Source organism: Nocardioides sp. T2.26MG-1, from assembly GCF_950101795.1.
Classification (GTDB): domain Bacteria; phylum Actinomycetota; class Actinomycetes; order Propionibacteriales; family Nocardioidaceae; genus Nocardioides.
Window position 1 is genome coordinate 285232 of sequence record NZ_CATNLZ010000034.1, and the last position, 18062, is coordinate 303293.

The 18062-nt window shown below is 69.2% G+C and carries 22 protein-coding genes and 1 pseudogene; 12 read left to right on the forward strand and 11 right to left on the reverse strand.

The window, feature by feature from the left end; all coding sequences use genetic code 11:
• Positions 1 to 106: 106 nt before the first annotated feature.
• The 5 genes from QQZ14_RS21785 to QQZ14_RS21805 all read left to right on the forward strand — a co-directional run bounded on the left by QQZ14_RS21785 (position 107) and on the right by QQZ14_RS21805 (position 1955).
• The gene (locus QQZ14_RS21785) at positions 107 to 445 is read left to right on the forward strand and encodes a helix-turn-helix domain-containing protein (protein WP_284536542.1); all 339 of its coding nucleotides are present in this window, start codon (positions 107 to 109) and stop codon (positions 443 to 445) included.
• Entirely contained in the window at positions 442 to 966 is a 525-nt protein-coding gene (locus tag QQZ14_RS21790) for a thermonuclease family protein (RefSeq protein ID WP_179530368.1), read from the forward strand. The genes QQZ14_RS21785 and QQZ14_RS21790 overlap by 4 nt, the downstream gene beginning before the upstream one ends.
• A 13-nt stretch (positions 967 to 979) precedes the next feature.
• Entirely contained in the window at positions 980 to 1429 is a 450-nt protein-coding gene (locus QQZ14_RS21795; RefSeq protein ID WP_284536524.1) for a hypothetical protein, read from the forward strand.
• A gap of 124 nt (positions 1430 to 1553) precedes the next feature.
• A complete protein-coding gene (locus QQZ14_RS21800) occupies positions 1554 to 1784 on the forward strand; it encodes a hypothetical protein (RefSeq protein WP_284536525.1) in 231 nt (76 codons plus the stop codon).
• Between the two features lie 9 nt (positions 1785 to 1793).
• Positions 1794 to 1955: a hypothetical protein gene (locus QQZ14_RS21805; protein WP_284536526.1), complete on the forward strand. Its 162-nt coding sequence runs from the start codon at positions 1794 to 1796 to the stop codon at positions 1953 to 1955.
• A 39-nt stretch (positions 1956 to 1994) separates the two neighbouring features.
• Here the strand turns inward: QQZ14_RS21805 and QQZ14_RS21810 are convergent, their stop codons facing one another.
• A complete protein-coding gene (locus QQZ14_RS21810) occupies positions 1995 to 2849 on the reverse strand; it encodes a hypothetical protein (protein WP_284536527.1) in 855 nt (284 codons plus the stop codon).
• Between the two features lie 228 nt (positions 2850 to 3077).
• On the opposite strand from QQZ14_RS21810, the gene QQZ14_RS21815 reads away from it, so the two are divergent.
• From QQZ14_RS21815 to QQZ14_RS21830, 4 genes are all read left to right on the forward strand, one after another.
• Entirely contained in the window at positions 3078 to 3446 is a 369-nt protein-coding gene (locus QQZ14_RS21815; protein WP_109691898.1) for a hypothetical protein, read from the forward strand.
• Positions 3436 to 5007, forward strand: a complete 1572-nt coding sequence (locus QQZ14_RS21820) for a hypothetical protein (protein WP_284536528.1) — start codon at positions 3436 to 3438, stop codon at positions 5005 to 5007. The genes QQZ14_RS21815 and QQZ14_RS21820 overlap by 11 nt, the downstream gene beginning before the upstream one ends.
• 64 nt (positions 5008 to 5071) lie before the next feature.
• Entirely contained in the window at positions 5072 to 5500 is a 429-nt protein-coding gene (locus QQZ14_RS21825) for a helix-turn-helix transcriptional regulator (protein ID WP_284536529.1), read from the forward strand.
• A gap of 92 nt (positions 5501 to 5592) precedes the next feature.
• Positions 5593 to 6705 carry a tyrosine-type recombinase/integrase gene (locus QQZ14_RS21830; protein ID WP_179530362.1) on the forward strand — a complete coding sequence of 371 codons (1113 nt, stop codon included), beginning with the start codon at positions 5593 to 5595 and terminating at the stop codon, positions 6703 to 6705.
• A gap of 511 nt (positions 6706 to 7216) precedes the next feature.
• On the opposite strand, the pseudogene QQZ14_RS21835 reads toward QQZ14_RS21830, so the two are convergent.
• Positions 7217 to 8463, reverse strand: a pseudogene (locus tag QQZ14_RS21835) (IS256 family transposase).
• 97 nt (positions 8464 to 8560) lie between these two features.
• The gene (locus QQZ14_RS21840; RefSeq protein ID WP_284536530.1) at positions 8561 to 8794 is read right to left on the reverse strand and encodes a hypothetical protein; all 234 of its coding nucleotides are present in this window, start codon (positions 8792 to 8794) and stop codon (positions 8561 to 8563) included.
• Between the two features lie 57 nt (positions 8795 to 8851).
• On the opposite strand from QQZ14_RS21840, the gene QQZ14_RS21845 reads away from it, so the two are divergent.
• Entirely contained in the window at positions 8852 to 9460 is a 609-nt protein-coding gene (locus QQZ14_RS21845) for a hypothetical protein (RefSeq protein WP_284536531.1), read from the forward strand.
• 76 nt (positions 9461 to 9536) lie between these two features.
• On the opposite strand, the gene QQZ14_RS21850 is transcribed toward QQZ14_RS21845, so the two are convergent.
• The 4 genes from QQZ14_RS21850 to QQZ14_RS21865 all read right to left on the reverse strand — a co-directional run bounded on the left by QQZ14_RS21850 (position 9537) and on the right by QQZ14_RS21865 (position 13098).
• Positions 9537 to 11039 (reverse strand): hypothetical protein, encoded by a 1503-nt coding sequence (locus QQZ14_RS21850; protein WP_284536532.1) that lies wholly within the window; start codon positions 11037 to 11039, stop codon positions 9537 to 9539.
• Positions 11040 to 11089: 50 nt separating this feature from the next.
• Positions 11090 to 11641, reverse strand: coding sequence for a PIN domain-containing protein (locus QQZ14_RS21855; protein ID WP_284536533.1), 552 nt, complete (start codon positions 11639 to 11641; stop codon positions 11090 to 11092).
• Between the two features lies 1 nt (position 11642).
• Entirely contained in the window at positions 11643 to 12098 is a 456-nt protein-coding gene (locus QQZ14_RS21860) for a helix-turn-helix domain-containing protein (RefSeq protein ID WP_284536534.1), read from the reverse strand.
• A 73-nt stretch (positions 12099 to 12171) separates the two neighbouring features.
• Complete coding sequence (locus tag QQZ14_RS21865; RefSeq protein WP_284536535.1) at positions 12172 to 13098, reverse strand: tyrosine-type recombinase/integrase; 927 nt, start codon at positions 13096 to 13098, stop codon at positions 12172 to 12174.
• A gap of 424 nt (positions 13099 to 13522) precedes the next feature.
• Here QQZ14_RS21865 and QQZ14_RS21870 point away from each other — a divergent pair, with 424 nt between their 5' ends.
• Complete coding sequence (locus QQZ14_RS21870; RefSeq protein WP_284536536.1) at positions 13523 to 14605, forward strand: IS110 family transposase; 1083 nt, start codon at positions 13523 to 13525, stop codon at positions 14603 to 14605.
• A 286-nt stretch (positions 14606 to 14891) separates the two neighbouring features.
• Here the strand turns inward: QQZ14_RS21870 and istB are convergent, their stop codons facing one another.
• The 3 genes from istB to QQZ14_RS25460 are packed head-to-tail and all read right to left on the reverse strand — an operon-like array spanning position 14892 to position 17067.
• On the reverse strand, positions 14892 to 15722 hold the full coding sequence (istB, locus tag QQZ14_RS21875) for an IS21-like element helper ATPase IstB (RefSeq protein ID WP_284536537.1): 831 nt from the start codon (positions 15720 to 15722) through the stop codon (positions 14892 to 14894).
• Positions 15719 to 16894: a Mu transposase domain-containing protein gene (locus QQZ14_RS21880; protein WP_284536538.1), complete on the reverse strand. Its 1176-nt coding sequence runs from the start codon at positions 16892 to 16894 to the stop codon at positions 15719 to 15721. The genes istB and QQZ14_RS21880 overlap by 4 nt, the downstream gene beginning before the upstream one ends.
• A complete protein-coding gene (locus QQZ14_RS25460) occupies positions 16843 to 17067 on the reverse strand; it encodes a helix-turn-helix domain-containing protein (RefSeq protein WP_446740513.1) in 225 nt (74 codons plus the stop codon). The genes QQZ14_RS21880 and QQZ14_RS25460 overlap by 52 nt, the downstream gene beginning before the upstream one ends.
• A 538-nt stretch (positions 17068 to 17605) precedes the next feature.
• Here QQZ14_RS25460 and QQZ14_RS21885 point away from each other — a divergent pair.
• On the forward strand, positions 17606 to 17773 hold the full coding sequence (locus tag QQZ14_RS21885; RefSeq protein WP_284536544.1) for a winged helix-turn-helix transcriptional regulator: 168 nt from the start codon (positions 17606 to 17608) through the stop codon (positions 17771 to 17773).
• 135 nt (positions 17774 to 17908) lie between these two features.
• Here the strand turns inward: QQZ14_RS21885 and QQZ14_RS21890 are convergent.
• A partial coding sequence (locus QQZ14_RS21890; RefSeq protein ID WP_284536545.1) for a transposase occupies positions 17909 to 18062 on the reverse strand: 154 nt, incomplete at its 5' end.

Consider the following 18062-nt stretch of genomic DNA (forward strand, 5'->3'; position numbering starts at 1 on the left):
TCAGCCTCCACCAAGACCAGCCCGCGTCGACCTTCGAGCCCGATGGCCCGGTCGAGCACGCCGTCGTCGCGGCCGCCGAGGCCTTCGGCACCACCCCGAGATCCTCCTGGGCGCCGATCGGACCCGGACAGCCGCCGACGCCCGAGCCGTGGCCATGACCGCGGCCCGCATCCACGGGCACAGCCTGCCGACGATCGCGCGGCACTTCGAGCGCGACCACACGACCGTGCTCCACGCCACCCGGCGGATCGAGAAGACCCCGCCACTGCGCGACCTCGCTGCGAAGATCGCCGCCGAGCTCCCCGATGAGCCGGCCGGTGCCAGCACCCGCGCGGCCGTCGACGAGCAGATCCCCGAGGCCGGCTACCGCTCTCCCGGCGCCCGGGCCCAGGAGCGCGCGGTTCCCGTCGCCGGCGAGCGCCGGCAGCTGAGGGTCGCCCGGTGAAGGCCCTCATCGGCCTGGCCGCCGCTGCCATCGCCGCGCTGACCGCCGGCGGCATCACCGCAACCCTCCCCGGCACCCCCACGGGCGCCGACCCAGCCGAGGGCACGGCCACCCAGGTCAGGGTGACGGCCGTCGTCGACGGAGACACCCTGCGCGTCGAGGACTTGGCCGGCCGCCCGCTCGGCCGAGTCCGCCTGCTCGGCATCGACGCCCCCGAAGTCGCCCACCCGCCAGCGCCGGCGGAGTGCTACGCCGACCAGGCAACCGACCTGCTCGAGGACCTCGTCCCGGTCGACAGCACCGTCCAGCTCGTCACCGACAGCGGACAGCCCGACCGCGACCGGTACGACCGTCTGCTGCGCTACGTCGACCACGACGACGTCGACGTAGCCCAGGAGCTCCTGGCCCGCGGCGCCGCACGCCGCTACGACGCCGCCCAGGATCTCGCCCGGGAAGACTCCTACTCCGCGGCCGCCGGCGACGCCCAGGAGGCCGCCAGCGGCCTGTGGGGCAGCTGCTGAGCGAGGGCCGGGCATGGACGACCAGCTGATGACGGCCGCCAAGACACTGGCCCGCTGGTGCTACGGCCGCGGCGTCGACGAGCGGATCCTCACCTGCGGTGACCAGCTGCTCAAGAAGGCCGTCGACCAGGCGATCGGCCGACCTGCGCCGCCGCACCTCGAGCACGCGCTCTGGCAACAGACCGCCACGCTGCTGCGCCAGCGGCGCGACTGGGACCGCGACCACCAAGTCACTCCCCCGCCAGCCGCGGCATGCCTTCCCTGCGCCGTTGCCGCCGAGCAGTGCCCCACCCACGCCGGTCGACGCTGTCGCGCCTGCGGTAGCCAGCTGCACCGCATCGTCGTCGACGAGGGCTACGACACCCATCCGTGCTGCGACCGCCCAAGCTCCGCCGGTTCCCACACCGTCCTCGAGCATACGGCGCAGCTGCTGGGCGCCACGCCGCTGGCCCAGCCTGCCTGAGCCCGGGCCAACACGCCTTCCAAGGAGTTCGGCCGCCGGTGATCGCCTGGACCCTCGCCCCGCACATAGGTGACCAGGAGGACCGGCGCAGCCGGTGCCGGTCCACAGATCCATGGGAGTTCAGATGAGTGACCCCGCTCGCGAGGAAGCCGCGCTCGAGGAAGAGGCACGCCAGCGCGCCGAGGAGGTCAGGGCCAGCGAGGAGGCAGCCGCCCAGGCCGCGGCCGCCGACACCGGCCCCTCCCCCGACGCCGAGATCGCGCAGGTTCACCGGTCCGGCCGCCAGCACGACCACACCGACACCGCCGCATACCAACGGCCCCAGCTCGGCCGCCGCCGCGGCCCGCGCCGGTAGGAGGCCGCGATGGCTACCGCACTCGCGCCGACCACCGGCCCCTCGACCGTCCGCTGGGTCGACTGCTCGCACAAGCTGGGTTCGCTGCCGTGCATGAACCACAAGCCGCACGAGGGCGACGGCCGCGGCTGCGTGCATCACTCCACGTCCGGCTTCGTCGACGACGAGTAGCCCACGTCGGGCCGCCGCGCGACCCGCCAGCGAACAGCCTCAGCCGTGCACCAGGTGCAGCCGCGGCCGCTGAGGCTGCTCGACGGCGGCCTCCACCTGCCGCATCCGCTCGAGCGTCATCGGGTGCCCGAAGCGCCGCAGCAGACCTGCCAGCACGGGACCGAGACCGCGCGCGAGCACGAACCGGTCGGCCTCGGCCTCAATGCGGGGCCCGATCTGCCGGCCTGCTGCTGGCACCAGGTAGGTCAACGCGACGACCGCGCCGCCGAGCAGCCCAGGCGCGGCACGTCCCTCGGCGACCGACTGCACCACGCAGATGACCCCCACGACGCCCCGCAGCCTCCAGGCCAGCCGCATGAACGGAAGCCAGGCGAACGCCCGGCCCACGCCGCGGAACGTCGCCACCACCACTCGCCACGGCGTCGTCGCCGCGAGCACCGCCAGCTCCAGCCTCGGCCGAAGCGCCTGATGTCGGCCGACAGCATGAGCCACCGCGGCGGCCGCCTCCGCGCCAGTCACGCCACCGCGGTACGTCGCCTCGACCAGCCCAGGGCTGACCACTACGGTGCGCCGGCCGATCGCCGCCGCCACCGGGGTGCTCGGCCGCTGCACACGGCGTACGAACAACGCGCCGACGTCGACGCCGCGGCCGCCCAGCTCGGCCAGCACCGGCGCCAGCACGCCGTACTCGGCCTCGGTCGCCGGCCGCGACCTGGTCAGCGCGGCGATCGCCGGCTCCTGCAGCTGCCCCAGCGCGAGCGCGACCAGCAGGCCGCCCGCAGCCATGAACACCACCAGGCCAAGCGCCGGCGGGAGCAGGGCGCACACCACCACGGTGAGGACGAAGCTCGCCAGCAGTGCCGGCCCAAGCGTCACCACCCTCAGCACGGTCATCGGGCACCTCATCTCGACCTCCTCCATCTTCCAGCACTAGTGCGGATCTCTTGACTTTGCTCGCGGTGATCGTCCGACACCCGCCGGACGACATAGGCGAACGAGACCAGTTTGTGCCCAGGTGCCGACAGCACCCCGAGTTATCCACAGCCCGCCGCTCGGCGCAGCGGGCCGCGGCCGGGACGTGGGTTCATGGGCCAGACCTACCTCCAACCGAAAGGAACGCCCGTGGACACCCTCAACGCTGACGGCACCTGGGACCGCCTCGGCTCGATCGCCCAGCTGCTGCACCAGGCCGCTACCCAGGTGTGGACCGACGCCGACGCGGCCGCCGCCGACTCTCCGCTCCACGACCTCGGGCTAGGTGTCTACCTCGCCCACTCCCGAGCCAGCGCCCTGCTGCCCGACGACTACGAGCTGCCCGAGGACGTCGACCTGCTCGCCGACCTCGAGGAGCGCACCCCGCTGCAGCTGCTCACCGAGGCCGAGGAACTGACCCGCCCACTGCCATTGCACCAGCCGGACCTGGTCCACGGCTCGCAGCTGGTCGTCGACCTGTGCGACCTCATCCGGGAAGCCCGCGGCCTTGGCTACTGACCTGCGCCCCGCATACGCCGACATCGACCAGGAGCTCTTCGACGTCGACCAGATCCCGATGACCTCGCGCGACGTGCGCAGCGTCGGCGAGATGCTCTTCGACGTCGACTACCTGGCCCGCCAGCTGCTCATGGACGTCGGAGGCGACGACGCCGGCACGCTGCTGCGCAGCTGGCCGACGATGGTCGCGGCCGCCGAGGACCTGTGGGCCTCCCTCCCTGGCCGGCGACCGGGCGTCGACGAGCGCGACCGCCCCATCACCAGCCTCTCCGCCCAGGCCGCCACCATCAAGTCCAGCCTGTCCGGCCGGAAGGCCTGGCCCGGTCAGGGCCCGACCAACCCCCGCGTCGACCAGATGACCCAGACCCTCCTCAACGCCGCCGCCCTGGTCCGCCGCTACGGCGCCGAGATCCCGCACGAGCAGACCGAGGCCCACCGCGACCTCGAGGCAGCGCGCACGAGGATCATGCACGGCCTCTACCTGACCGCCCACGCCGTCAACGTCGCCCTGCACGACAACGGCCGCGACCGGGTCACCGACGCCCGCGAATCAGGCCGCCGCGTCCAGCTGGCCCAGCACCACTCCCCCTATGCGGTGGCACCCACCGGGGTCTGGGTCGACCGGATGTCCGCGTGCGAGAACACCGCCCGCAGCTACCTGACCGACCGGTTCCCTCACGCCCTCACCGGCGAGGCCATCCGCCGTGTCGACGACCCCGGCCGACTGGCACAGGCGCTGGCCAACTGGGACATCCAGTCCCACCGCGCCCTGGCCCGCCACCTCGCGCCGGCCAACGTCCTGCTCATCACCCGCACCCAAGCGCTCATCGCCGGCGCCAGCATGGTCCTCGTCAACGCGGCCGCCACCGCCGGAGTCCTCGAGCCCTCGGAGCGGCTGGTGCCCGCGATCGCCGACGCAGGCCGCTCCTGGAGCAACCTGGCCAGCCGCTGGGGCGACCTCGCTCCCCCCGGCGCCCGCCTCGACGAGCGCTTGGCCCGCGCAGCCGCAGCGGTCCGAGCCGCCTACCGCCACATCACCCACGACACCACCACCCTGACGACACCAGAGGCCATCGCCACCCGCCCCGAACTCCCCAAGGCCACCATGGCAACCCTCCGCGCGATCGAGGCCGGCTCCGAGCTCGCGCACGTCGTCGCCGAGAAGGCCGACACCCCCAACCTGACCGGCCCAGCGCGTGCCCTGTCCCGCCGAGCACACAACGACGTCGAGTCCGGACTGGTCACCCCGCCCGCCGACGGCGACGTCGTCTGGGTCTCCCCGGCCGACATCCTCGCCCGACGTGCCGTCAGAGTGCCGCAGCCGGTACGGGAGACCCTGCGCTCGGCAAGTACCGCCACCGCGACCGCGGCATCCACCGCGGCAGCCTCTGCCATGCTCGCGCACTCCAACTGCCCTAGCCATCGGCCCGGAGGGCGATCAACGACCGCCCACGCGCATGACGCCCACGTCACCTCGGCCCTTTCGCCGCAACACGGCGTGCCACCCAGAAAGCCACCCAGCAGCATTGATCGCTCGGCACCTGTTGGACCACTTAGGTGACCATCAGACACCACCGTGGGCTTGGATCCACCGACGCCCACCACAGCAGGTCGGAGGACACGAGATGGAAACCGTGAAGGAGACCCTCATCGTTGGCGGTCACCGGATGCTCGCTGCTCAGAGCGAACGCATCCCCGACGATGCAGGCGCAGACCCCGACGAGCTACGCCTGACAGAACGCGGCCGACCCGCACTCACCCCTGCGACAATGAACATTGCCCAGGCGGCTGCCTACATCGGGATCGCTAAGTCGACGCTCTATACCTGGCGCACGCGACGCCCGGGATTCGGACCACGCGCGGTGAAGGCCGGCGGCGCATTGCGGTACCGCCGTTCCGATCTCGATGCATGGATCGAGGCCCACGCCGAGACCCTGGACCTCCAGGCGGAAACGGACATCGACGATGAGGGTCGACGCTCGGGGAGCGACCAGCAACCAACATCCCGCACACTAGGTTCCATGTCACGACGCTCCCGTCCGCGGCATCGCTAGCGCTCAGAGGTCAAGAAGGAAGGCACATGGCTCGCCCCCCGCTCCCCATCGGAACATTCGGGAGCATCACAACGAACGAGGTACGCCCTGGCGTGTACCGCGCGAGAACCCGCTTCCGAGACTTCGACGGCGTCACGCGCGAGATCAAGGGGACCGGTCGAAGCGCCGCCGCCGCAGTACGAGAACTCAAGACCAAGATCGCCGACCGAAGCGCCCCGTCCGGCGACCTCATCGGCCCCGACATGCGAATCAGCCAGGTGGCCGACATCTGGCTCTCGCTGTATCGCGCCGAACAGCGCTCCGAAGCAACTACCGCAAACGAATACCAACGCGTCATCGAGAACGTCATCAACCCAGCCATCGGCAACATCCGCCTACGCGAGGCAACAGCTGGACGCCTGGAACGGCTAATCAGGTCCCAGGACTCCCACAGCCGCCGCAAGAAGACCAAGACGGTCCTCAAGATGATGTTTGACGCCGCGGTCATCGACGACGCGCTCCCAGCCAACCCGGTCTCCTCCACATCACGGCTTCGAGGCCAGAAGAAGGACGTCCAAGCGCTCTCGGTGGAGGACCTCAACGCCGTCCGCTCTGCCGTGGACTCCTGGATGACCAAGAAGCGGCCCGGTCCAAAGCCGAACCAGGACATGCCCGACATCATTGACCTGCTACTCGCCACAGGCTGCCGGATCGGAGAAGTACTCGCCATCCGATGGACGGACATCGACTTGAGTGCGACGCCACCGACCGTGTCAATCAGCGGCACGATCAAGACGGAGACGGGAAAGGGCACCTACCGCAAGCCCAAGCCGAAGTCCGACTCTTCGAAGCGCACCATCGCCCTCCCGCCGTTCGCAGTCGATGTCCTGATGAGGCGACGTGTCGAGCAACGACCGAATCACTACAACGCCGTCTTCGCCACCCGCAACGGCACATGGCACCAAGTCGGCAACATCGAGCGGCGGTGGCGCACGATCCGAGCAGACACAGGCTTCGACTGGGTAACGCCACACACCTTCCGCAAGACCGTCGCGACCTTGATCGACCGCCTAGTCGACTCGGACACCGCGGCCCGCGTTCTCGGCCACTCCTCAGACGCGATCACCAAAGAGTTTTACATCCAGAAGGACAGGACGACACCCGACGTGACGCACATCCTTCAGTCCTTCGCCGGCAAAGCCACGACGACCAAATCGGACGTCTGACGTCCCCCAGGCGGCCGCCTCGAGCGCCGGCCTGGCCCCAACCCCGGGACAACAATGGGCCGCCAACGCGGAGGTTTCCGGGACATAAACGCGGCACAAGGCTATGTGGCTCAAGAAACCAAGTGGCCCCTGACCTGCGTTTCCGCAGGTCAGGGGCCACTTTCTGGTAGCGGGGGCAGGATTTGAACCTGCGACCTCTGGGCGCCATCGGGGGCGTCGCAACTACTACGGTCCTGGGCCGAAAGCTACCGATTCGCTCGGTGGGGTGAGGGATTCGCCCTCGCTTCCAATCACAGGATACCGGTCGAGTGTCGAGTGGGACGGGCCCAAAGTGGACCGTAAGCGGTACCGGGTCCAATCCCCTTGTCACGCGTCGCCGACGGTCCCCTCGTGTCCGCAAGCATCGCGCTGATCCCGGTCGTAGCCCTCGATGCCGCCCTCGAACCAACAGTGCGTGGCCAAGGTCAAGTCCCGGGTAGTGGTGTAGCGCTGCGTTGTCCTTGCTGAGGTGTCAGGCGGTCAGTGCGGGCAGGTGGTCGGCTCCGATCTCGGGTTCGGTGGTGGCGATGAGGTTCATGCGGGAGCGGGCCAGGACGTCGAGCCCGAGGTAGCGGCGGCCTTCGGCCCATTCGTCGGTCTGCTCGGCCAGGACGGCGCCGACGAGCCGGACGATGGCGTCGCGGTTGGGGAAGATGCCGACCGCGTCGGTGCGGCGCCGGATCTCCTTGTTGAGCCGCTCGGTGGGGTTGTTGGACCAGATCTGGGTCCAGATCTCCTTGGGGAACGCGGTGAAAGACAGCAGGTCTGCTCGGGCGCGGTCGAGGTGGTCATGGACGGCTGGGAGCTTCTCTTCGACGTAGTCGAGCAGCCGGTCGAACTGGGCCTGGACCGCGGTGGCGTCGGGCTGGTCGTAGACGCTGTGCAGCATCGCTTTGACCGCCGGCCACATGCTCTTGGGGGTGACGCCCATCAGGTTGAACGCGTAGTGGGTGCGGCACCGCTGCCAGCTGGCACCGGGCAGGTTCGCTGCGATCGCCTCCCGCAGCCCAGCGTGGGCGTCGCTGGTGACGAGCCGGACACCGGTCAGGCCGCGGGCGACCAGGTCGGCGAAGAACTCGTTCCACGCAGCCCCGGTTTCGGCGGTGGCAACCCGCATGCCGAGGACCTCGCGGTGGCCGTCGTTGTTCCGCCGGTCGCGAGTAGCACGACGGCGTTGATGACCCGGCCGCCTTCGCGGACTTTCATCGTGAGCGCGTCGGCGGTGACGAACGTGAACGGCCCAGCGTCACCGAGTGGGCGGTGGCGGAAGTCCTCGACGATCGAGTCCAGGTCGGCGGCCATCCGGGAGACCTGGGACTTCGACAGGCCGTCGATGCCGAGCGTCTTGACCAGCTTGTCCATCCGGCGGGTGGACACGCCAGCGAGGTAGCAGTCGGCCACGACGGTGATCAGCGCCGACTCCGAGCGCTTGCGGCGCTCGAGGAGCCACTCGGGGAAGTAGGTGCCCTTGCGGAGCTTGGGGATCGCGACGTCGATGGTGCCGACCCGGGTGTCCAGGTCGCGGTGCCGGTAGCCGTTGCGCTGACTGGTCCGGCCCGGCGAGGGGCGGCCCCACTCGGCACCGACCACCGCGTCGGCATCCGCGGAGAGCAGGGCGTTGATGATCGACTGCAGCAACGAGCGCATGAGATCGGGGCTGGCCTCGGCGAGGGCTTCGCCGAGCAGGCCAGCAGGGTCGACAATGTGTGGAGCGGTCATCGTGATGGTCCGTTCGAGAGAGCTGTGAGAGGTGAACTCGAAGGATCACGCGGTGGCCGCGTCCACGTCCAAGCCAGGGACGATCTCGGCGACCGCGCTACACCACTATCGGGGACTCAACTGTGGCCAACTGGAGGATTGCCGCATCGACGCCCAAGGTGTCGACGTTCTTGCGGGCGTCGCCCAGCAACGCGGCCAGCATCGGACTTTCCGGACTTGGCCACGGCGGGTCGGGCATCTTCGCCGTTCGCGGGGTAGGCCAGCTTCCCCGGTGCATGTCCTGCTCCCAGGTGTAGGTCTGGGCGGCCTCCCATGGATCCTGCTCGGTCATGGCAACAGCCTGCCACCGACCCGCGCCCTTTCGCGCCGGCGTCGAGGTGGCCCGCATGTGTCGGTGCCTTCCGGGATGCTGCGCCAAAATGGTCTCGCGATCGACGCGGGCGTCAGGGACGGAGATGTGATGGCCTCGCAAGAAGCACATCCAAACAGCCACGACAGATGGATCACTGAGCTCGGCGACATGGTGCGCGGACCGCAAGGCAACCGCTTGGGCGTTCCACGGCACGTGCTCGAGCGGATCGGTGCCTTGATCGGCGATGACGCGCAAATCGACTGGGTTGAGTCGACAGTGCGTTATGCCCGCAAGGAGGAGGGCGAAGGCCTCGCCGGCATGCTCGCCATCTTCGGCCAGAGGCTGCTCGTTGTCGTCACCCTTCAGAACGTACGAGAACACCGTTGGCGCGGGGCGCGCGACGACGACGGCGCGGTGGACGCTCGATTGATTCGCCGGTCCGACCTGGCGCGGATCGAGGTTCCGGCCTCCACTGGCTACGACAACGGTCCGGACGCGTGGGGCGACGAAAGCGATGGGTCATGGCGTTACCGCACGTCAATCGAGCTGGTGTATCGCGACGGCACAAGGATCGAGCTTGGTGGCGATCAGTCCGGCGACGTCTTTGTGCTTCTGCCGTCGCTGCGTGACGACCTGCTGATGTGAGGGCTCATCGAGGTTTGCCGCGTGCGCGCCCTCACGACTGGGTCCGGCGCATCGCGACTGCCGCACCGAACCGATGTCATGCACTCCAGGCGCGGATAAGGAGCTGGGCAACGACACCTGCGACTGTCCACGACCCTGGGCCGTTCAGATCACGGACGCCAACAGACTCGTCTGGGTCGATGCGCGGCGGGGACCGAAACGCCCCGGGCATCGTTGCCTGAGTACGAGTGCCGAGTTCATCGACGGTTCCGCCGGTCAGCGACGTCGTGTTGACGAGCTCCGCTGCAACAGCCACGCGGGCGACCGCGGTGCCATGCGTTGCTTCAATGATCCCGGCACCGAGGCCGAGCGCCGCCTGGATGTCGTGTCTAAGGTGATGCTCATCCAGAACCGAGCCCATGCTGTCGCGAGGCAAGGTGTACCAGACCGAGGTCTGGCCAGACCGGCTGATGCGCAAAGCGAGGAAGCGACCCCTCGACACCCCACCCACGCGCTGGGTGGGCTGGGACTCGATGAAGATGTCCTCGCCAGAGGAGGCCCGCGTCAGGCCAGCGCTGTCGTCGACGAGTCTTCGTTCCCGCACGATCCGGGGGCCGATGTCGTCCAGCGAAGACAACAGCCGCTGGGTGATCGCCGCCGGAGGAACGGGAATCAGATGGACCACAACAGCAGAAGCTCCGTAACCAACTTCGCGCCCCAGGCTCTCCGCCCAAGCGACCTGGACGTTCGAGGCTGGCGTCCACTCAACGGAGGGCTCAGGCCCGGTTGAGGTGCTCCCGAGGTTGGAAGACGGCGCTGTTTCCTCCCGAAGCTCGTTCCAAAGACGCGATTCGATCTGCTGCCTGAGCCGGTACCAAGGCAGATGCGGCCCTTCACCGGGGAGCGGCTGCGGCAGAGCCTCGAGCTGCGCCTTGAGCTGCTCGACGCGCTCGGCCCGACCCGCCGGGTCGGAGACGGGCGTCACCGCAACGGGCTGCGGAGGAGTCACGCCGTCCGTCCCGGTCTCGAGTCGAGCGACGTCCGGGGTGTGCGTAGTCATCGCCGCCGGGAAGACCGGGACTTCTCCCAGAGCAGGCTTAAGAAACTTCGGCTGGTCCGTGAGGTCCCGAAGCAACTCCTCGAGCTCGGACTGCTCGAAGCCGGACACGTAGTGTCGGGTGATCCCATGCATCCCCACTGGGATATCGGCGTCGCTGCTGCCGGGCAGCATGATGAGCCGAACCCGCTTCTGGAATTGCGGCCGACCCGCCTGCTCGATGCTCCTGACTACGTCCGCCTCCGCACGGACTCCCTTGTTCCTCGTGGGGTCACCGTCTCCGATCCAGGCGTCGCGCCAAGCAGGCGACGCGACGACGAGCACGAAATCCGAGGCAGCGACTCGGGCCGGTCCCCAGCGGGTCCAGTCCTCGTTGGGGTGGAAGATGTCGGCATCGGCGTCGATGGCCCCGACGGTGCGCAGCGCGTATACGAGCCGATGGACCTGGTCGAGGCGTTCGGCCGCCTGTGCCGGTGTCCACCCAGTCTCGGCGTGAGAGTAGGAGACAATGGCCGAGGGGCGTGTCGGGGCTGCAGCGCTCACCAGCACATTGTTTCAGCCTCAAGCGACGAATAGCCGCGACGCATCCGCGCTCACGGGCGGAGTGCGGCCGACGTTTCGACGAGGCCGTCGCGTTCGAGCATGGCGAGGACGTCGGCGAAGGTCGCAGGCGGGTTCTGTCGGGAGTCGGCGATCCGCTGGACGGCCGCGTATACCGTCTCGCGACTCAGGTCGATCTGGTCGAGGACAAAGCCGTCGGGTGACTTCGCCTCCATGTCCCACGACTCGAGGGCCTTTGGAGGGAAGTCTTTGAGGTTGTTGGTGACGATGACCTGTGCGCGGGCCTTGATCGCGGCGGCGAGCACGTGCCTGTCGTCGGGATCGGGCAGCTCGAGGGCGTCGATGAACGGCTCGTAGCCGGTGACGAGGCAGTCGCGGACGGCACGGTTCATCAGCTCCCGGGTGCGGGCCAGCTTCTGCGGGTCGAGATCGGGGCGATTGGCCGTCAAATTGCGGAACACCTCGTCGAGGATCTGGTCGGTCCACTTGGCCTGGACGAGTCCGGCTTGGGCGATGCGGATGAGCAGGTCGCGGAGCGTGCTCGGGTAGAGCACGTTGGCGTCGTACAGGACGACGAACGACACCTCAGAGCAGGCCCATCTCTTGGTTGAGCCGGGTGAGCTCGTCGGCGGCGTCACGCCGCTCCTGGTCGTCGCGGGCCATGTAGGCCATCAGAGACTGGGCCTTGATCCGGCGGTGCTTGCCGACCTTGCGGTGTTCGATGTCTCCGGCGTCGAGCAGCCCGATGAGGAACGGTCGGCTGACATTGAGCAGCTCGGCTGCCTGCTGCGTGGTGAGCTCGGCATGCGCCGGCACGACCGAGACCCCCTGCCCTGCGGCCATGTGGGCGAGCACCCGCGCGAGGAGCTCGACCGCCCCCCGCGGGACGACAAGTGTCTCCTCGGGGTCGTCGGCGACGACAAGGCGGATCACACTGTCGGTGTGCGTAGCGAGGTAGTCCTTGACGTGCGGCAGTGCCTCGACGGCGGTGTTGATGTCGGACTCGTCGGGCTGGACGGGGGCGAGTGCCAAGGCGGTCATGGTGACTCCTCTCTCAAGACATCCATTATTCGCAATATTCGAAGCAAACGCAATAGATCAACGGTCGAGGTGGTCAGACGTTTCCGAGGTCGAGGCGCAGTGCTTCGGCGGCGGCTCGTTCGGCGGCCGTGGCGCGGGTGTAGCGCACGAGCATGTCGGTGCGGGTCCAACCGGCCATGGCCATGAGCCCGGATTCGGAGCCGCCGGCGGCGAGCCAGCGGTGGGCGGCGGTGTGGCGGAGTCGGTGCAGGTGGAAGCCGTCGATGTCGGCCTGCGTAGCGCGACGGCGCAGGGCCTGGTTGAGGCCGTCGTAGCCGAAGCTGGCGCCGCGCTCCCCCAGCCACAGCCGCGGACCGTCTGCCGCCGGGTGTTGGGCGCGTTCGGCGAGGTAGGCGCGGATCGCCGCGATGGTGGTCGACCCGACCGGGATGGTGCGGAACAGGCGGCCCTTGCCGTGTCGGACCGAGATCCGGTTGAGGTCGAGGTCGAGGTCGGCGAGGTCGAGGGCGACGACTTCGCCGGCACGGATGCCGGTCTCGGCCATCAGCCGGATGAGGGCTTCGTCGCGGCGGTGGTGCAGCCGCTCGTCGGGGCGGTGGACCGGGTGGGTGCAAGTGGCGATGAGGGCGCGGAGCTGGTCGTCGGTCAGCGGCAGCACGATCGGGCGCCGCTGGGCGGGGCCCTTGACGCAGAGGAAGGGGTGGCCGGGGATCCGGCCCGTGGCGAGCAGCCAGTCACCGAGGCGCTTGACCGACTGCTTGCGAGCCAGCACGGTGCCGGGCGCATTGCCGGACTCGAGCAAGTAGACCATCCAGGTCTGGAGCGACGTCCGCGTCATCGGGACCGCGTCGACGGGCGTGCACCAGTCGAGGTAGCGACGAGCACCGCCCAGGTACGCCTCGATGGTGCCGGGAGTCTTGTCCTCGGCCCGCAGCGCGAGCTCCCACTCGGGCAGCAGGTCGAGCAGGGCGTCGTGAGTCAGCTCGGTGAAGGGTTCCATGCCCGACGGAACCAGACGCTGTCGGCGCCGCCGGGACCGCCCCGAGTCAGCACGCCCCGGACTGGGTCCAGATTTCGCGACACTACTGAGCCTGAGCGTGATCCTTTGCCGACAACTGAAGCGCCTGTAAGTCTTCGTGGCGGCTGGCCTGGGGCTGGCTGGCAGGGTTAGCGCCGGTCACCCGGTGCGCGTCGTGACTCCTGAATCGCCTGACCCCTCGGGGGTGTCATGCCTGGGATCTGTCCGGCGGGCGCGGGGTGCCGGCGCCGACCCTGGCCCACAACGATGGCTTGATCAGAAGCATGTCCACCACCGGGATTGCCGTCCTGGTGGTGTGGCTCATTACAGGCCTGCCTCGTCGTGATTCCTCACCCGGGCTGACGCCGGCAACGACGTCCAACCCGATCAGTGAGGAGAACATCGCATGTCTAGTCTGCCTGCCACCGTGGCTGAGACCTACCGCTACGTCGTCGGGGTCGACACCCACGCCGCTACTCACAGCTACGCCATCGTCGAGGCCAGCGGCGCTCTGCTGGACCAGGCGACCTTCCCGACGACGCCAGCGGGGCTGCGACGCGCGCGGGACTGGATCGGTCGCCGTACCGAAGGCGACCTCGATTCGGTGTTGGTTTCTGCCGAGGGCACAGGCTCCTACGGCGCGGTCCTTAGCGACGTCCTGGCTGACGCTGGGTACCGCGTGGTCGAGGCCCCCACACCCCGCCGCGACCGTGGCCGCGGCAAGACTGACACTCTCGACGCCGCCCTCGCGGCCCGTTCCACGCTGGTGATGCCGATGGCCTCGCTGCGTGATCGCCGCGCCGGCCAGGCACATACCGCGCTGCGAGTCCTCACTGTCGCTCGCGAGCACATCAACATCGAGCGAACCCGCTGCATCAACGCGCTGACCTCGCTGCTGCGCAGCCACGACCTTGGCATCGATGCGCGCAAGTCCCTGACCTCCCAGCAGACCATCACGATCGCCGGGTGGCGGCGCCGCGAGGAGCCCTTCGGTACCGCTACCGCCCGCGCTGAAGCCGTCCGCCTGGCCAAGCGCGTGTTGGTGCTCGATGAGGAACTCGCAGAGAACCGCGAGCGGCTCACCGAGGTCGTCACCGCCCAGGCACCCGAGCTGCTCGAACTGCGCGGCGTCGGCGCGGTCACCGCAGCGATCGTGCTGACTGTCTGGTCCCACCCGGGCCGGGTCCGCAGCGAGGCAGCCTTCGCCGCGATCGCAGGGACCGCGCCGATCCCTGCCTCCTCGGGGAACACCGTCCGGCACCGCCTCAACCGCGGTGGCGACCGGCAGCTGAACCGCGCGATGAACACCATCGTCCTGACCCGCATGCGTATCGACACCGAGACCCGCACTTACATCGAGCGCCGGCTGGCCGAGGGCAAGACAACCAAGGAGATCCGCCGCTGCCTCAAGCGGTACGCCACTCGTCAGATCTTCAGAACGCTCGCCGCGGCTCACCGGCAACCCGAAGCACTCGCGCCAGCCGCTTGACACGACATAGAAGCATCCCAGGTTCTCGGCCGTTCCTACACGAGTGCGGCTCTCGGTTGAGAGCACGGTAGTGGGCTTGTTCTACTCGACCAGCGGGGAGCCTGACCCGTAGCCCGGACACCTGATCTGTAGCGATGATCGCTGCAGGAAGGAGTCCACAAGATGCCCGCACCACACCCGCCCGAGTTCCGTAGCGGGGCGACCGATCTGGGGCCCGTCAGCCGGTGATGGCGCTCGCCGAATTTCCCCAGTGATGCTCATCGAAAGTCCCCACCTTGGGCGGTGGTCACTGTAGTGGTCGGCGGGTGCCGGTCGCGGTGGCGCGGAGGGTGTCGTTCTTGGCGTGGTGGTCGCGTAGCCGGTAGGAGTCGCCGTCGAGGTTGAGCACGACGGAGCGGTGCAGGAGCCGGTCGAGCATGGCGGCGGCGACGGTGGTGTCGCCGAGGACCTCGCCCCAGGACGCGACGCCGCGGTTGGTGGTCAAGACGATGCTGGTCTTGAGGTAGCGCTGGGAGACGACCTGGAACAGCGCGGAGGCGGCCTCGCCGGGGAGCGGGAGGTAGCCGAGCTCGTCGATGATCAGCAGGGTGGGGCCGGCGAAGAACCGCATGGTGGTGGCCCACCTGCCCTCGATGGCGGCGCGGTGGCAGCGTGCGGCGAGGTCGGCGGCGGTGGTGAAGTAGGTCCGGTAGCCGGCTTCGGCCGCGGCCCTGCCGAGTCCGACCGCGAGGTCGGTCTTCCCGACTCCAGGTGGTCCGATGAGCAGCACGTTGGTGGCGGTGTCGAGGTAGCGGCAGGTGGCGAGCTCGTCGATGAGCTTGGGGTCGACGCCGGGGGCGGCGTCGAAGTCGAAGTCGGCCAGGGTCGCCGGTGTCGGCAGGGAGGCGAACCGGAGCCGGCCGGCGAGCTTGCGGGCCTCAGTGGCCTCGACCTCGCGGGCCAGCAGGTGCTCCAGCGTGGCGGTCATCGACCACTGCTCTTGCTCGGCTTGGGCGAGCACGCTGGGCAGGTGCTCGGCTGCGGCGGTGAGCTTCAACGTGGCGAGGTGGCCGCGCAGCTGTTGGTAGATGCTGGCCTGGGAGCCGGTCATCGGCACGGTCAGGGAGTCGGCGGTCACGTGAGGGTGTTCCTTCCTTGTGCTGCTCGGTCGTACTTGGCGAGGTCGATCACGGCGTCGTCGTTGACGGCGTGCTCGACGGGTCGTGCTGCGTCGCGTAGCTGCTCGGCGGCGGCGCGGGCCGCTGGCCCGGGTGGGATGCGTTCCTTGCGGCGGTGCGGCCGGGAGGTGTCGTGGCCGGTCAGGACGAGCTGCTCGAGGGCGATCACGTGGCCGTGGTCGCGGACCATCACCCCGGCACCGTCGGGTGCGATCTCGTGGCGGGCGATCACGATCCCGCCGGGCGTGGCGATGTCGAGGTGCTGCTCGCCGAGCCGCTGCGAGACGGTGACGTGGGCGCGGGCGAGCTCGGGCGGCACGGAGTAGGAGTTCCCCCGCCACGCGACCAGCGCCTGGGCCGACACGATGCGTTCCTCGCTGATCGTCGCGGGGAACGGCATGGTCGGTACCGGTGTGAGGGGCTCGCGTTCGGCGATGGTCAGGACGCTGGCGCGGCCATCGACGTGCGAGCGGCGCAGCCGGGCGTCCCCGCGAGTGGCGCACCACTTGTCCAGCGACGCCTGGGCCTGCTCGACGGTGACGTCGTCGGGCAGGGTGCGCCACCAGCGCTGGGCGGCGGTGTGGTTGGACTTCTCCACCACGCCCTTGCGGTTGCCGCGCCGCGGCGGGCAGATCGCGACGTGCACGCCGTAGTGCTTGGCGACCGCAGCGAACGTCGCGGTCACCCTGCCGGACTCGGGGTGGCACACCGTGCGCATCCGGTCGAAGCGCCACGTCTTCGTCAGCCCGCCCAGCTTCCGCGTGGTCTTGTCCAGGGCAGCGATGAGCTGGGCCTGGTCCTCGGCCGGCGCGAGGGTCCCGCGCCACCTGCCCGAGTGCGCGAGGGCACCGACCAGCAGGTGGGCGTTCTTGCCCCACCCCCAGTGCTCGGGCGGATCGGGGAGCTCGACCCAGTCCCACTGGGTCTCCTCACCCGGTGGGTGCGCGATCGGGGCGTTGGCCCGGCCCTTGGTGGCCGAGCAGGGCTCGCAGTGCGGCCGCAGGTTCCTCGCCCGGAGTTGGCGGGTGAACGTCGGATACGACCGGTCGTAGCCGAGCTCGACGACCTCGTCGAACAAGGTCACCGCCCACAGGTGCGGGTCTTCGGTGAGGCGCTCGCGGACGTAGTCCACGTACGGCTGGACCGATCCTCACCCGCAGGCTTGCGCACCCCGGCGACCCGCTCGCCAGCCAGGTAGGCGCGGATGGTCTTCCTGTCCCGGCCCAAGTGCCGCGCGATCGCCGAGATGCTCATCCCCTGGCGCCGAAGCGCGTGAGCGTCGATGTCTTCCTCCCGTGTCAGCATGGGAAGCGAGGGGCTCCTTCGATAGACGGTGTGTGGTCAGAGACCGCCATCTTCGAAGGAGCCCCACCTGCTTCCGGTGGAGCCACAGGGTGGGGAATTTCAGTGAGCAGAACTGGGGAAGTTCAGATGAGCGCCGTCACGGCGTCGATATCGTCCCCGCACCCGGGAATGCCGTGTCTGGCGCGGTCGCGGACGCCGGGCGTCCGGACGCGTCCGGAGCATGCGACCTCCGCGTCACCAGGGCTGCTTCGCGTCCAGCTCGCCCACGGAAAGGAGCCCGCCCTTTCGTGTTGGTTCCCCGGGCGCTCCAGCCAACCCCGGGCCGGTACTCTTCGTAGTGACGGTGGAGGGTGTGCCCTCCGGCGACGTGACCGCTGCGGGCGTGGTTTCCCGCCAAAGGATCCTCGCGACGAACCGAAACGTCATGATGGACCAGTGACGCAGCAGAGCAGCACTTCCGGACAATGGCCGCCCGACCACTGCCTCGGCCTGCAGCAAGCGCTGGAACTCATCGGCGGCAGATGGACGGGGCAGCATCCTGCTCGCAGTGCTCTCCGGAGCCCGGCGGTTCAGCGACATCCGCGTCGCCGTGCCTGGCGTCTCGGATCGACTGCTGTGCGACCGGCTGCGCCGGCTCGAGGCCGAGGGATTCCTCGAGCGTCACGCCGCCACGGATCCGGGCCTGGTCGGGTATGCCCCGACCTAGACAGGGCCGGCGCTCGTGCCCGCGCTACGCGCGTTGTCGGAGTGGACCACCCATTGGAGAGGCGGGACCGGGCGCGAATCCGACACCGGGCCCGGCCGTTGAATCGAGCGCCGTCCTCGGCTGTTTGTTGGCTCTTCACAATCCAGGGTGTAGTCGAGGCCTGAACCCGCCGGACTCGAGCAAGCATCTCGCGATGTAGTTCGTGAGGTTGCGGAACCCGAGTGCGGAGCCGCGTAGGTGCTCGAGCCTGCCGTTGATGGCCTCGGTCGGACCGTTGGACGTGCCCGGC